Raw genomic sequence first — 16,052 nt, forward strand, 5'->3', positions numbered from 1 at the left:
AAATGCCGAGCGTTTGTTAGTCCGTCTTAAGCGTTTTGTTAGTTTGCCACCGCGACAAACCAAAGGTTTAGCGCCAAGGTGCTGAATTGACTACCAAACTACTGGCTTTGAACGGAGATGTAAAATTGAAAACTACGAATATCAAATTCACACAACAAAACGGGCTTGGCTAAGAAGACTTTCATAGATGCCGACAACCGCAAATGCAATTTTCAATGCTCACACTTAACTTTCAAAACCAAAGAAGCAGCGCGCAAGAACATTGAGAAATGAACCTTACTAACACGGAAGAAATGAGTAACACAGAAGCTAATTAACCGAAAAACAGGCTACGCGAGATGCCTATTTCGATGAAAAGTCTTTGGGAAATAACAGGTGTATAGCTAGAACGAAGAACCAAGCTTTTAGACCAAAACGCTTTTCTGCCCTTTGCAAACTAACGCCGCATTAAGGTGTGAGCAACGCTACCACGAAACCCAACCATACCACCGTAAACACTGAGCCCAACGATGGAATGAAAAATGCCAAGCGTTGGGAATCACTCTTAAATGCTTTGTTAGAACTATTCACGCACAAAGCTTGCAACTAGCTTGGTTATCTTACCTTTAGTGTAATCAAGCCCAGCTTCTGCAAATGTATCCAAAGACATTTTTTTAAATGACGGCTCTATATCCCTTAATTTTCGTATTGCATCGGGATCAAATGCTAGCAACTCTCGTACAAGCCTTGCAGCCTCAATATATGAATCTAGATTGGTAAACTTGGAATAATCTGTTATTCCATAGTTGGCTGATAGGTAATTTTCTGAATACATAGTTGCTAACCCCTCCTCTATTACTGGAGCCCCTCTTGCACCACTCGGAGCAAGAAGATGTACAACTTCATGTGCAAGCTGATAATGAGCTAATACTTCATCATTAATAGCATTTGTATTTAGTTGAATAGCTATATTGCCACAATTGCCAGGAAACCAATTTTGAGGTCCATTTTCTTCAAATTCTAGCCCTACAAATGTCCATGACTTATCACGTTCACCATACAAAGCCTCAACTTCAGTTAACATACTCCCCAAACGACTAGCTAAAGTCCATGTGTAACCATCTTTGCTTGGTAATTCTTGAGTTATAAAATGTTTTTTGAGCACTCAAAATCTCCTTTTAGTTCTAACGCTAAGCTCAGTGGCTAACAAACCTACCACCTAACCCAATTTGAACACCTTAATCACTAAACTAAACCGAACCGAAAATGCCGAGCGTTTGTTAGTCCGTCTTAAGCGTTTTGTTAGTTTGCTACCGCGATAAACCAAAGGTTTAGCGCCAAGGTGCTGAATTGACTAACAAACTACTGGCTTTGAACGGAGATGTAAAATTGAAAACTACGAATATCAAATTCATACAACAAAACGGGCTTGGCTAAGAAGACTTTCATAGATGCCGACAACCGCAAATGCAATTTTCAATGCTCACACTTAACTTTCAAAACCAAAGAAGCAGCGCGCAAGAAAATTGAGAAATGAATCTTACTAACACGAAAGAAATGAGTAACACGGAAGTCAATTAACCGAAAAACGGGCTACGCGAGATGCCTATTTCGCTGAAAAGTCTTTGGGAAATAACAGGTGTATAGCTAGAACGCAGAACCAAGCTTTTAGACCAAAACGCTTTTCTGCCCTTTGCAAACTAACGCCCAATTAAGGTGTGAAGCACGCGACCCCAACACTCAATTTGACCACCATAAACACTGAGTTCAACTCAAACCAAAAATGCCAAGCGTGCTGAATCACTCTTAAATTGTTTGTTATAGCTCTGCTATTTTTTGCGCCATGAGCTCTCTAAATAATTTTGTTTGTGCTTCAAAGTTTTCTTGAGCTGTATAGAATTTCTTTAAATCTGCACGCTTGAATTCACCACCAGGTTTGCAATATGCGAGTGCCTTGCCGCGCTCTTCAAAAACAAAGTTGTATTCTATTTCAAGATCAGGAAAGTATAGCTGCATGAGAGTTTGAAATCGTTGTTGGTCACCCTTTTCTTGAAGACGATTTTTCTGCGAAAGTTCCATCGCCTCTTCAGCTGAATATTCACCCTTATACACAGGTATATAAATTAAATATAGCCCCGAAACATCAAGCTCCCATTTCTGAAAAAGAGTGTGCATTTCCTCAAGCTTTTCTCTCTTAAGTACTCGTTCTTGAAGCATTACTTTATTTCGAAAATCAGCCTTTGCTCGTCTCTCCTGAGCAAGATTTGTAATGTAAACACCTAACAATGCAGCTGCTGCAGTCACGATAGGCATCAAATCTGATGCTTTAAATGCCAACTCTTGTTCCAATTTTATCTCCTGAGCTATAACGCCCAATTAAGGGGTGAACAACGCCTCCACCCAAACCTAAAGCATTGTGCCATATACACTAAATTTGAAGTAGAAGCAAAAATGCCAAGCGTTGAGAATCCCTCTTAAATTGCTTGTTATATTTCAGTACGCTATAGGTGATTTAGGCTATACGTACCTACTAATTCGTTCTTTTCACTGGAGTTTCACCAGATCATCAGTAAGTTAAACTTAAAAGAGCGGTGGTTCTCCCAAAACATGGCAACACATTTTGAAAGTTGCTTAAATTTACTACTAATTTTGTTGATAATTTTCATACCCATAAGCTCTCCCTCCTTAGTCTGACTAGTTAAAAACCCCACAATTTCCGCTAAGAGAAACTGCACCATAAAAACAGGTGGATTTGACGCAAAGTAAATCGAGGCTGCCATCATCAGTCTCAGGAGACCACCACTGAGAGACGCATTCACGTTTCGGCTTTCGACTTAGTTTTAGCATTATAACGTATTGAACTGAAAAGAAATATAACGCCAAATTAAGGTGTGAACAACGCTAACACCTTACCTAACGCATTGTGCCATAAACACTAAACTTGCTTGAAGTGAGAGCGCCGAGCGTTGTGAATCACTCTTAAATTTATTGTTAAGCGTATTCTTTAACTGTGCTGCAATTCATATGTTTCTTGATCAATTTTGGTCGCTACATACTCTCGATGGCACGAAACTAATTTTTGGGGCAACGGGTTAGTTGCTAAAGGATTATGAATAACGATCCAGTCGTTACCATCAGTCACGCGGTTACAGCAATCGGAGCAAGAAAACAAGATTGCGCTTATACCAGCATATTTAGGTTGAAGAAAATAATCGATTGACACATCAGCACCTTTTGCTTTTTTGACGGCAGCTTTGAAATTAAAGCCACTATCCACAACACCACCAGTTTTTCTGTCAAATGTTACAAACTGACCACCTATAGGAAAAACGCTGCGAATTATTCTAGGTGGGTCAAAGTCAGCTCTTGCACTGGGCAGTTGGCAACCATTGATAGCTATAACGTAAGGTTCGGTTTTAGATATAATTCCCTTTCCAACATACTCATTGTATTTTCGGAATTTCTCTTCTATTGCGGATGTGTAACGTAATACAATCTGTTCGTCAGGAACGTCTTGTGCAATACCGGGCACTATTTCAGGAACCTTATCAGCTCCTTTTCCCGGCTGAGGTGCAATTGCCTCAAACCATATATTTCCATCAACGCTGCCAACGCAAACATCAGGCCCCGGTTTAGGGCAAGACACACCATGACCTTGCTCTATTAAACCTACAGTTAGGTCCATTTCCCAAAATCGTGCATCAAAATCTATAGCAAGCTGCTCAACAAAATGTAAGTCGCTTAATGGTTCGAATTTTAACCACAAAAACTCGGTCAATTCCCTACCGAAGAGCTCCATACGATGCTTACCATCACGGATATTTCTATATGCTGGATCTTCTATTTTTATATTGGTCCGAAATACGCTCATTTACACTCCATACGCTTAACGCTAAGCTAAGTGGCTAACAAACTTACCACCCACCTCAATCTGAGCACCTTAATCACGCAGCCAAACCGAACTGAAAATGCCAAGCGTTTGTTAGTCCGTCTTAAGCGTTTTGTTAGTTTGCTACCGCGATAAACCAAAGGTTTAGCGCCAAGGTGCTGAATTGACTACCAAACTACTGGCTTTGAACGGAGATGTAAAATTGAAAACTACGAATATCAAATTCACACAACAAAACGGGCTTGGCTAAGAAGACTTTCATAGATGCCGACAACCGCAAATGCAATTTTCAATGCCCACACTTAACTTTCAAAACCAAAGAAGCAGCGCGCAAGAACATTGAGAAATGAACCTTACTAACACGGAAGAAATGAGTAACACGGAAGCTAATTAACCGAGAAACGGGCTACGCGAGATGCCTATTTCGATGAAAAATCTTTGGGAAATAACAGGTGTATAGCTAGAACGAAGAACCAAGCTTTTAGACCAAAATGCTTTTCTGCCCTTTGCAAACTAACGCTTTGCTAAGTGGCTGGCAAAGCACTCAACCAGAAGCAACGCACTTTAATCATTAAACTCATTGGAACTGAAAATGCCAAGCGTTGCCAGTCCATTTAAGCAATTTGTTATGAAAAGGCGCTAAACCGTGCCACATAACTCAATGCCAACGCCCTAGCCTCTGAAATAAGCGCCGACTGCTGACACACAATGATTACCTGAAAGTCACTTCAAGCGAACGCAAAAAGTGAGGTTGCAAAGAAGAGCCGAACGATAAACTCATGGTGAAGATAATTGCCACAACTCGATCTAGTTTTAGAGCATAAAGTCAGATGGCATATTATTCTTTCGACATATCCCAATAGGCTTAAAAGCAAAGGAAACAGCAAGATTTAAGCCTAAGAAGATTTTAATTAGATGGTAGAAAAGCACAGCCTTTGAAGAACAAAACCACCTACAAAAAGATACGTTAACAGCAGCTTCATAACGCCCAATTAAGGGGTGAGCAACGCTACCACCCAACCTAAAACACTGTTCCGTAACCACTAAAAATGAAGTAGAAGCAAAAATGCCAAGCGTTGGGAATCCCTCTTAAATTGTTTGTTATATTTTTATTTATAGACGACCTTAAAGCGTTCTAAAACCAACAACATACCTTCTGTTGGATTAATCCCTAGTTCGTCGCACTCTAAGCTAAAAAACTTCCAATGAGCTTCGCGCCACCAACTCAATGACTTGTTACCCTCGCCCTCTTCTGCCGCAAACTCTGCTGCGACATCGCAGTATTTACATGTAGTGACTGAGGTGAGTTCGATGATACAGATTGGCTTTCCATCCCAGTCAGTAACAACTTGGAGGTGACCAACTTCTGGCATGAGTTCACCTTTTTGACTATACCAATACTCCAAGCTACACGAAGCTCGCTTTTCTCCGCGCAGTATAAGATCAGCACATAAATTGGCGTTGTACTCATCTGCGCAAAAATAGTCTGAACTGAAAGACCTATAACTTTTCGCAATTTCGCTAGGTAATGAGCTTAAATATTGGTTCAGATACGTCTGACTTCTTTCATCCATGTTCTTGAATCTCAATTAAAAATATAACGCCCAATTAAGGGGTGAACAACGCTGCCACCCACACCTAAATCATTGTGCCATAAACACTACAACTGAAGTAGAAGCAAAAATGCCAAGCGTTGGGAATCCCTCTTAAATTGTTTGTTATACGACTGGTACCTGCAGAGTCCCTTTAATGACGGTCACTGCTGAGCCTATTAACTTCGTACGCCCATTAGATAAAAGCTCGGTAGCAACATAACCACCTCGTTCAGAGGCCTGATAGCCTTGTAGTTTTAACTTACCCAGCTTTCCTGACCAATAAACAGTTAAAGCACAATGCGCAGAACCTGTAACGGGGTCTTCGTTTACACCTACCCAAGGTGCAAAGTACCTCGAAACAAAATCTAACTCGTTACTATTTGAACGTGTAGTAACTAGAACTCCACGCCCCTTGGTTTGTTTCATTGCCTCAAAATTTGGCTGGACGCTCAGTAATGTTTCCTCACTATCAATTTCAATGAAAACCTTCGAATCAAAGCTACCAAAGGTAACTATTTTACATGCCTCTATGCCTAAATTATCCAAAAGCACCTGACAGGGAGAAATGTCGAATTCAAGGATTGGTGACGGAAAATCCAGTTCAATTGTAGATTCGTTGACCAGTGCAGTTAAGGTGCCAGACAAGGTTTCAAAATTAACAGTATCGTGCGTACTTACTTGCCCCCTTTCTTTCAGGACATGAGCAACAGCAAGAGTTCCGTGACCGCATAGCTTTACCTCCGCTTTTGGAGTAAACCACTTTAGCGTCATATCAGAAAGCGATAAAAAAGCCGTTTCGGACACAGCCATTTCTTCAGCAATTGATAGCATTAAGCTATCACTTAAGCCATTGTTTGTTATACAGACTCCAGCAGGATTACCTTTGAATGCTTCACTTGTAAATGAATCAACCTGATAGATATCTAAGTCCATTTAGTTCTCCTAATTTAATAAAGTCGTATAACGCTAAGCTAAGTGGCTAACAAACCTGCCACCTAACCCAATTTGAGCACCTTAATCACAAAACTAAACCAAACTAAAAATGCCGAGCGTTTGTTAGTCCGTCTTAAGCGTTTTGTTAGTTTGCTACCGCGATAAACCCAAGGTTTAGCGCCAAGGTGCTGAATTGACGACCAAACTACTGGCTTTAAACGCAGATGTAAAATTGAAAACTACGAATATCAAATTCACACAACAAAACGGGCTTGGCTAAGAAGACTTTCATAGATGCCGACAACCGCAAATGCAATTTTCTCAATGCTCACACTTAACTTTCAAAACCAAAGAAGCAGCGCGCAAGAACATTAAGAAATGAACCTTACTAACACAGAAGAAATGAGTAACACGGAAGCCAATTAAGTGAAAAACGGGCTACGCGAGATGCCTATTTCGATGAAAAGTCTTTGGGAAATAACAGGTGTATAGCTAGAACGCAAAACCCAGCTTTTAGACCAAAACGCTTTTCTGCCCTTTGCAAACTAACGCTAGGCTAAGTGGCTAACAAACCTGCCACCTAACCCAATTTGAGCACCTTAATCACAAAACTAAACCGAACCAAAAATGCCGAGCGTTTGTTAGTCCGTCTTAAGCGTTTTGTTAGTTTGCTACCGCGATAAACCCAAGGTTTAGCGCCAAGGTGCTGAATTGACAATCAAACTACTGGCTTTGAACGAAGATGTAAAATTGAAAACTACGAATATCAAATTCACACAACAAAACGAGCTTGGCTAAGAAGACTTTCATAGATGCCGACAACCGCAAATGCAATTTTCAATGCTCACACTTAACTTTCAAAACCAAAGAAGCAGCGCGCAAGAACATTGAGAAATGAACCTTACTAACACGGAAGAAATGAGTAACACAGAAGCTAATTAACCGAAAAACAGGCTACGCGAGATGCCTATTTCGATGAAAAGTCTTTGGGAAATAACAGGTGTATAGCTAGAACGAAGAACCCAGCTTTTAGACCAAAACGCTTTTCTGCCCTTTGCAAACTAACGCTAAGCTAAGTGGCTAACAAACCTGCCACCTAACCCAATTTGAACGCCTTAATCACAAAACCAAACCAAACTGAAAATGCCGAGCGTTTGTTAGTCCGTCTTAAGCGTTTTGTTAGTTTGCCACCGCGACAAACCAAAGGTTTAGCACCAAGGTGCTGAATTGACTACCAAACTACTGGCTTTGAACGGAGATGTAAAATTGAAAACGACGAATATCAAATTCATACAACAAAACGGGCTTGGCTAAGAAGACTTTCATAGATGCCGACAACCGCAAATGCAATTTTCAATGCTCACACTTAACTTTCAAAACCAAAGAAGCAGCGCGCAAGAACATTGAGAAATGAATCTTACTAACACGAAAGAAATGAGTAACACGGAAGCCAATTAGCCGAAAAACGGGCTACGCGAGATACCTATTTCGATGAAAAGTCTTTGGGAAATAACAGGTGTATAGCTAGAACGAAGAACCCAGCTTTTAGACCAAAACGCTTTTCTGCCCTTTGCAAACTAACGCTAAGCTAAGTGGCTAACAAACCTGCCACCCCACCCAATTTGAACACCTTAATCACACAACTAAACCGAATCAAAAATGCCAAGCGTTTGTTAGTCCGTCTTAAGCGCTTTGTTAGTTTGCCACCGCGATAAAGCCAAAGGTTTAGCGCCAAGGTGCTGAATTAACTATAAAACTACTTGTTTTGAACGCAGATGTAAAATTGAAAACGACAGAACTCAAAACCAACCAACAAAACGAGCTTGGCTAAGAAGCGACATGCGCGAGACAACCACAGTTTGAAGGATTAGAGCTGGCAAAGGATTCGTCCGATGAACTTAACAGCCAAGTACGACAAAACCTGTTGAGAGCAACTTAGCCCCCACAAAAAAGAAGCCGCGCCAAAGAACGTAGCGAAAAAGTTAGAACCAGTAAACGACTAACCCACCACAAACACTGCACACACAGTGCCCCCGGAAAGTTCGTGAGATTAGAAAACGAACAGGTGTATAGCTAGAACGCAAAAACCAGCTTTTAGACCAAAACGCTTTTCTGCCCTTTGCAAACTAACGCTAAGCTAAGTGGCTAACAAACTTACCACCTAACCCAATTTGAACGCCTTAATCACAAAACCAAACCAAACTGAAAATGCCGAGCGTTTGTTAGTCCGTCTTAAGCGTTTTGTTAGTTTGCTACCGCGACAAATCCAAGGTTTAGCGCCAAGGTGCTGAATTGACCACCAAACTACTGGCTTTGAACGCAGATGTAAAATTGAAAACGACAGAACTCAAAACCAACCAACAAAACGGGCTTGGCTAAGAAGCGACATGCGCCGACCAACTACGGTTTGAAGGACTAGAACTGGCAAAGGATTCGTTCGATGAACTAAACAGCCAAGTGCGACAAAACCTGTTGAGAGCAATTTAGCCGCAACAAAAAAGAAACCACACCAAATAACGTGGCGAAACAGTTAGAACCCGTAAACGACTAACCCACCACAAACACTTCCCACATAGTGCCACCGGAAAGTTCGTGAGATTAGAAAACGAACAGGTGTATAGCTAGAACGCAAAACCCAGCTTTTAGACCAAAACGCTTTTCTGCCCTTTGCAAACTAACGCTAAGCTAAGTGGCTAACAAACCTGCCACCTAACCCAATTTGAGCACCTTAATCACAAAACTAAACCAAACTAAAAATGCCGAGCGTTTGTTAGTCCGTCTTAAGCGTTTTGTTAGTTTGCTACCGCGATAAACCCAAGGTTTAGCGCCAAGGTGCTGAATTGACGACCAAACTACTGGCTTTAAACGCAGATGTAAAATTGAAAACTACGAATATCAAATTCACACAACAAAACGGGCTTGGCTAAGAAGACTTTCATAGATGCCGACAACCGCAAATGCAATTTTCTCAATGCTCACACTTAACTTTCAAAACCAAAGAAGCAGCGCGCAAGAACATTAAGAAATGAACCTTACTAACACAGAAGAAATGAGTAACACGGAAGCCAATTAAGTGAAAAACGGGCTACGCGAGATGCCTATTTCGATGAAAAGTCTTTGGGAAATAACAGGTGTATAGCTAGAACGCAAAACCCAGCTTTTAGACCAAAACGCTTTTCTGCCCTTTGCAAACTAACGCTAAGCTAAGTGGCTAACAAACCTACCACCTAACCCAATTTGAGCACCTTAATCACGCAGCCAAACCGAATCAAAAATGCCGAGCGTTTGTTAGTCCGTCTTAAGCGTTTTGTTAGTTTGCTACCGCGACAAACCCAAAGTTTAGCGCCAAGGTGCTGAATTGACTACCAAACTACTGGCTTTGAACGCAGATGTAAAATTGAAAACTACGAATATCAAATTCACACAACAAAACGGGCTTGGCTAAGAAGACTTTCATAGATGCCGACAACCGCAAATGCAATTTTCAATGCTCACACTTAACTTTCAAAACCAAAGAAGCAGCGCGCAAGAACATTGAGAAATGAATCTTACTAACACGAAAGAAATGAATAACACAGAAGCTAATTAACTGAAAAACAGGCTACGTGAGATGCCTATTTCGATGAAAAGTCTTTGGGAAATAACAGGTGTATAGCTAGAACGCAGAACCAAGCTTTTAGACCAAAACGCTTTTCTGCCCTTTGCAAACTAACGCTAAGCTAAGTGGCTAACAAACCTACCACCTAACCCAATTTGAGCACCTTAATCACGCAGCCAAACCGAATCAAAAATGCCGAGCGTTTGTTAGTCCGTCTTAAGCGTTTTGTTAGTTTGCTACCGCGACAAACCCAAAGTTTAGCGCCAAGGTGCTGAATTGACTACCAAACTACTGGCTTTGAACGCAGATGTAAAATTGAAAACTACGAATATCAAATTCACACAACAAAACGGGCTTGGCTAAGAAGACTTTCATAGATGCCGACAACCGCAAATGCAATTTTCAATGCTCACACTTAACTTTCAAAACCAAAGAAGCAGCGCGCAAGAACATTGAGAAATGAACCTTACTAACACGGAAGAAATGAGTAACACAGAAGCTAATTAACCGAAAAACGGGCTACGCGAGATGCCTATTTCGCTGAAAAGTCTTTGGGAAATAACAGGTGTATAGCTAGAACGAAGAACCCAGCTTTTAGACCAAAACGCTTTTCTGCCCTTTGCAAACTAACGCTTTGCTAAGTGGCTGGCAAAGCACCTAACCAGAAGCAACCCACCTTAATCATGAAACTCATTGGAACTGAAAATGCCAAGCGTTGCCAGTCCATTTAAGCAATTTGTTATGAAAAGGCGCTAAACCGTGCCACTTAACTCAATGCCAACGCCCTAGCCTCTGAAATAAGCGCCGACTGCTGACCCACAATGATTACCTGAAAGTCACTCCAAGCGAACGCAAAAAGTGAGGTTGCAAAGAAGAGCCGAACGATAAACTCACGGTGAAGATAATTGCCACAACTCGGTCTAGTTTTAGAGCACAAAGCCTATTGGCATATTATTCTTTCGACATATCCCAATAGGCTTAAAAGCAAAGGAAACAGCAAGATTTAAGCCTAAGAAGATTTTAATTAGATGGTAGAAAAGCACAGCCTTTGAAGAACGAAACCACCTACAAAAAGATACATTAACAGCAGCTTCATAACGCCCTGCTAAGGGGTGAGCAACGCAATACCGAAGCCGCCGCATACCACCTTAACCACTAAATTCAACGCATAGTAAAAATGCCACGCGTTGCGAATCCCTCTTGAGCAGTTTGTTAGTTTGCAAACCCAAAGCGTTGATTTTACGTTATTTTAAATTTTGAAAACAATAAACTCTATGTGTTTTGATGCACTCAAGTCAGGCGTAGTTTCAAAGCGGCTACTCAATGAAACCACGTGGAACAAACAACGCCGCAGAAAACGAACTGACAACACCAAAAAGCACTTTTGGAAAACCAATCTCACAATGCGGACTTTCAACAAAGCCACCGAAACCACATGAACATACCACACCAGAGAAAACGCCATCTCAGCGAGTAAATCAGCTTTTGTACCAACAAACTCAACGAGCAGAGTTTCAGCAAAAAAGTTCGACTCAGTTAACCCCAAAGTCACCGTACCAAAGAACAAACCAAACGTTGAAACGATGCCAATTTTGGATTTTCACCACTCTAGTTAACACTAAAATTGAAAGCCAATACGACAACTTAAACCTTGAGCTTTTACCACTAGATCTTGCGATATAGCTGCGTTTTTCCTCTTGCAAACTAACGCTAAGCTAAGTGGCTAACAAACCTGCCACCCAACCCAATTTGAACACCTTAATCACAAAACTAAACCGAACCAAAAATGCCGAGCGTTTGTTAGTCCGTCTTAAGCGTTTTGTTAGTTTGCCACCGCGACAAACCAAAGGTTTAGCGCCAAGGTGCTGAATTGACAACCAAACTACTGGCTTTGAACGCAGATGTAAAATTGAAAACTACGAATATCAAATTCACACAACAAAACGGGCTTGGCTAAGAAGACTTTCATAGATGCCGACAACCGCAAATGCAATCTTCAATGCTCAAACTTAACCTTCAAAACCAAAGAAGCAGCGCGCAAGAACATTGAGAAATGAACCTTACTAACACAGAAGAAATGAGTAACACGGAAGCTAATTAACCGAAAAACGGGCTACGCGAGATGCCTATTTCGATGAAAAGTCTTTGGGAAATAACAGGTGTATAGCTAGAACGAAGAACCCAGCTTTTAGACCAAAACGCTTTTCTGCCCTTTGCAAACTAACGCCCTGTTAAGGTGTGAGTAACGCAATACCGATGCTTCCGCATACCACATTAAACACTAAACGCAACGCATAGTTAAAATGCCAAGCGTTGCGAATCACTCTTAAACAGTTTGTTAAATAACATTAATCAGCGATCCTTGCACCTATACTTAAGCCTCCAAACTCTTCCATGCTCATCAGATATGGTCGGTCAGTAAGAACTTGCCCACTACCTAGCGTGACATGCTCAGGCACCCACATTTTGTCGTCATTGTGGTAAACATAAACCAACCGTTTTGGACTCTCATCGACTAAGTTGTCAATGAGTTTTTTTGCATTATTGCTAGCATCTGTAATTTGACTAATAGAGTCTTTAATTAATACTGGACTGTTTGTCTCGATGATAAATTCCACCAAACATCCACGATAAGGAGTATTGAAATTATAGAGAACTCGTTTGTTAACCTTTTTCACAATTGAGTTTACCAGCCAACTAGCAAACCTTTCTTGATGGTTAGCAGTTTGTTCACCTAACTTATTAAAGTAACCAGTTAAAAATGGGAGGGCTATGCTTGCGGGTATGGCAATACTTAATATCGTTACCGGATCAGCAGCCTTTCGAACCGCTATATATGGTTTTGTCGCAACGAATTCAGGTGCGTTAGCTAATGCACTTGTGATTATGTCTTCATCAAGCTCAATATTGCTGTATTCAATCTCAACATCTCCAAATGAAACATCAGTTTCAGTGGGAATGTAGGCTGAGTTTAAGGCACTCATTTCTGTTGGAAACGGTCGATAAAATGACTTTGAGTACGTTGCAATAACAGCAAAAACATAGGTTTTTTCACCATCACGGCTAGTGAGCATTTTTGCCGCTAGAGTACGACCAAAAGTTGCTATTCTTGGATCATGATGAGCGTTCAAGGGTAAGCCATGTTTATTGATGGCAATCTCTGTACTTTTTAGAGCCTCTAAACTCATTTGATCACCATGTATATCAACCTTATTCGTCGACACTACTCCTAATACAAATTCTTCATAAATATCAGATTTTAGTTTTCTTAACGTACCTTTGTAGAACTCTTCTACTCCGTCAAAGTCATCAAAATCACTCACTTTAAGCTCCTGTTATTTAACGCTAAGCTAAGTGGCTAACAAACTTACCACCTAACCCAATTTGAGCACCTTAATCACAAAACTAAACCGAACTGAAAATGCCGAGCGTTTGTTAGTCCGTCTTAAGCGTTTTGTTAGTTTGCTACCGCGACAAACCAAAGGTTTAGCGCCAAGGTGCTGAATTGACTACTAAACTACTGGCTTTGAACGTAGATGTAAAATTGAAAACGACAGAACTCAAAACCAACCAACAAAACGAGCTTGGCTAAGAAGCGACATGCGCGAGACAACCACAGTTTGAAGGATTAGAGCTGGCAAAGGATTCGTCCGATGAACTTAACAGCCAAGTACGACAAAACCTGTTGAGAGCAACTTAGCCCCCACAAAAAAGAAGCCGCGCCAAAGAACGTAGCGAAAAAGTTAGAACCAGTAAACGACTAACCCACCACAAACACTGCACACACAGTGCCACCGGAAAGTTCGTGAGATTAGAAAACGAACAGGTGTATAGCTAGAACGCAAAAACCAGCTTTTAGACCAAAACGCTTTTCTGCCCTTTGCAAACTAACGCCGCGTTAAGTGGTGAGCAACGCTACCACCTGACCTAAACCATTGTGCCGTAAACACTAAAGCCGAATCAAACCGAAAATGCCAAGCGTTGGGAATCCGTCTTAAACGCTTTGTTATATTTATGATACCTCTATACCTTTTCCCACTTTATAAGAGATTTTCTTCTAGCCACGATGAGATAGTAAATACTGATTGCAATAGAGAATGCTGAGCTTGCTATGAGAGCATTTGTTAAGGTATCCATGAACATAGAATTCTCTTGGGCTAGGCTAAACAGATACGTTATAAGCAGGTATACGAAGAAGAATTCAATGAATTTCAAGACTATGTTTGTCGGAAGAGACTCCCAATATACCGGTTTTAACTGGATGCCTCGATTTCGCAAAAATCTATATACAATTGTCTTGTCTGTATTACAAGAAAGCCCCAAAACCTTTAGGTGATTGTCAGCTCTTTCTAACTTATCTTGATAACTCATAAATCTCCCCTAAATGGAAGACGATACCAAAATTTGGAAGATTGGATTTAGAGTAGCTTCATGATTTGAAAATAAATATAACGCCCTGTTAAGGGGTGAGCAACGCAATACCAAAGCCGCTGCATACCACCTTAAACACCAAAACCAACGCATAGTAAAAATGCCACGCGTTGCGAATCCCTCTTGAACAGTTTGTTAGCAGTATTTATTTCACCTGAACTTCATTCAAGCGGAACCTCATTGCCTCACAAGCTAAATCAACTAATTTTCCGATATTTCTATTGTTTTCCACTGCCTTTTCGTAATAATCCCGATCAGCAGATTTACCATACTTATAATCAACACTCTCGTCATAACAAGCATTACGCACAGCGCTCAGAGCGGTGTAGACTGATTCAGAGAAAAATGGTTTGTTCTTTTCTAATGTTGTGGAAAAAGCATTAAAAGGGTTTATGAATTGGTTATACCTTTCGGCTTTCCTTTCTTCTTCACTTTGAGAAGGATCAATATGATCAAAAATTGGACGCAACTGTGAAGTAACAATTTTTAATTCAACTAGAAGTTCCCAAGCATCACCATAAATTCTGTACTCTTTGTCAAACTGGACTTGAGAAACAAACACAGAGTGCTGTAGTTGCGCATCTAAACGTTGGTTTGCCGACGTTAAATCTTGTTCAAGTTTCTTTAGCTCAATAGCTAAATCACTTTTGTTTCGCTCAATGATTCTACTGAGCCAAATTTTGCTGATAAACGCAAACAATCCACCAAGCACCAACGTTACGCCACCGAGTAACTCAACAACTTCTCGATAATATTCCAACTGAAACTCCAAAAATACTGCTAACGCCCAATTAAGGTGTGAGGCACGCAATACCAATGTTACCGCATATCACCCTAATCACTTAAACCGATGCATAGCAAAAATGCCACGCGTGCCGAATCACTCTTAAATTGTTTGGTAGCAGACAATTAGTACGCCCAAACGATCCTTTTAGGAGCTTTACTTAATTGAAAGTATTTCACGAACTTTTGGGCTTGAATAATGCTACTTTCATTCACAAGGCTCTGAAATGCATATACGAACAGAGCTAACGCAATGAAGATCAAAGCCGAAAACCATACTATGTTATATGTCCCTACATTTATATCAAACAAGCCTGGAATGAAAAACTTTTGATACGCTATAACCGCTGCAAAGCAACCCAATAAAGCAGACAGATAATATTTAAGTGCAGCTATGGTTTGAGATCTATATTTTTCATATCGAATTGCTTTAGGGGAAGAAAACTTCGGTAATAAAGAAAACTGCCTTTCTTTAAAGTCTAGATACTTTTCTGATGATTTATAAAGAGCAAACAATGTCTGCCTTTTCTCATGCTCCATAATGACTAGTGTTTGCTCATAGGGTATATGCACCTTATATGAACTCTCTATCAATTTTTCAATCGTATATGCCTTGCCACCACTTTCAGGATCTTTTAAACAACAGTTTAAGAACTCCAGTTGCTTGATTTTATAAACTCTACCTGAGTCCAGTACTGAGTGGAAAAACTTAAGCACAGCTAAAAGCCCTAGAATTGCAGAGCTAGGCTTCAAAAACTGAAGGATATGGGTTAGAACCTCTGAGCTTTCCATTTTACTCCTAACTAAATTTTGACTGCTAACGCCGCGTTAAGTGGTGAGCAAC

General features: G+C 40.6%; 9 protein-coding genes and 1 other RNA gene. All 10 read right to left on the reverse strand.

Annotated elements, in window-relative coordinates; all coding sequences use genetic code 11:
* Positions 1-562: 562 nt before the first annotated feature.
* The 10 genes from OCU36_RS19850 to OCU36_RS19910 all read right to left on the reverse strand — a co-directional run bounded on the left by OCU36_RS19850 (position 563) and on the right by OCU36_RS19910 (position 16,000).
* Positions 563-1,144, reverse strand: coding sequence for a hypothetical protein (locus OCU36_RS19850; RefSeq protein ID WP_261840190.1), 582 nt, complete (start codon positions 1,142-1,144; stop codon positions 563-565).
* Positions 1,145-1,797: 653 nt separating this feature from the next.
* Complete coding sequence (locus OCU36_RS19860) at positions 1,798-2,328, reverse strand: hypothetical protein (protein WP_261840191.1); 531 nt, start codon at positions 2,326-2,328, stop codon at positions 1,798-1,800.
* A 418-nt stretch (positions 2,329-2,746) separates the two neighbouring features.
* An RNA gene (locus OCU36_RS19865) (hammerhead ribozyme type II) lies at positions 2,747-2,807 on the reverse strand.
* Between the two features lie 176 nt (positions 2,808-2,983).
* Positions 2,984-3,850 carry a hypothetical protein gene (locus OCU36_RS19870; RefSeq protein WP_261840192.1) on the reverse strand — a complete coding sequence of 289 codons (867 nt, stop codon included), beginning with the start codon at positions 3,848-3,850 and terminating at the stop codon, positions 2,984-2,986.
* A 1,127-nt stretch (positions 3,851-4,977) separates the two neighbouring features.
* Positions 4,978-5,442, reverse strand: coding sequence for an ASCH domain-containing protein (locus OCU36_RS19875; protein ID WP_261840193.1), 465 nt, complete (start codon positions 5,440-5,442; stop codon positions 4,978-4,980).
* 144 nt (positions 5,443-5,586) lie between these two features.
* Positions 5,587-6,396 carry a PhzF family phenazine biosynthesis protein gene (locus tag OCU36_RS19880; protein WP_261840194.1) on the reverse strand — a complete coding sequence of 270 codons (810 nt, stop codon included), beginning with the start codon at positions 6,394-6,396 and terminating at the stop codon, positions 5,587-5,589.
* 5,946 nt (positions 6,397-12,342) lie between these two features.
* Positions 12,343-13,317: a hypothetical protein gene (locus tag OCU36_RS19895; protein WP_261840196.1), complete on the reverse strand. Its 975-nt coding sequence runs from the start codon at positions 13,315-13,317 to the stop codon at positions 12,343-12,345.
* 700 nt (positions 13,318-14,017) lie between these two features.
* A complete protein-coding gene (locus tag OCU36_RS20135) occupies positions 14,018-14,365 on the reverse strand; it encodes a DUF6404 family protein (RefSeq protein WP_390206958.1) in 348 nt (115 codons plus the stop codon).
* 205 nt (positions 14,366-14,570) lie between these two features.
* Positions 14,571-15,185, reverse strand: coding sequence for a hypothetical protein (locus OCU36_RS19905; protein WP_261840197.1), 615 nt, complete (start codon positions 15,183-15,185; stop codon positions 14,571-14,573).
* 149 nt (positions 15,186-15,334) lie between these two features.
* On the reverse strand, positions 15,335-16,000 hold the full coding sequence (locus OCU36_RS19910; protein ID WP_261840198.1) for a hypothetical protein: 666 nt from the start codon (positions 15,998-16,000) through the stop codon (positions 15,335-15,337).
* Positions 16,001-16,052: the final 52 nt, after the last annotated feature.

Origin of the sequence: Vibrio artabrorum, from assembly GCF_024347295.1 — a bacterium.
Lineage (GTDB): Bacteria > Pseudomonadota > Gammaproteobacteria > Enterobacterales > Vibrionaceae > Vibrio > Vibrio artabrorum.

Excerpts from the sequence above, each read along its gene's own strand:
- OCU36_RS19870 (WP_261840192.1), bottom strand. The coding sequence starts at position 3,850 with ATGAGCGTATTTCGGACCAATATAAAAATAGAAGATCCAGCATATAGA.
- OCU36_RS19875 (WP_261840193.1), bottom strand. The coding sequence starts at position 5,442 with ATGGATGAAAGAAGTCAGACGTATCTGAACCAATATTTAAGCTCATTA.
- OCU36_RS19880 (WP_261840194.1), bottom strand. The coding sequence starts at position 6,396 with ATGGACTTAGATATCTATCAGGTTGATTCATTTACAAGTGAAGCATTC.
- OCU36_RS20135 (WP_390206958.1), bottom strand. The coding sequence starts at position 14,365 with ATGAGTTATCAAGATAAGTTAGAAAGAGCTGACAATCACCTAAAGGTT.
- OCU36_RS19910 (WP_261840198.1), bottom strand. The coding sequence starts at position 16,000 with ATGGAAAGCTCAGAGGTTCTAACCCATATCCTTCAGTTTTTGAAGCCT.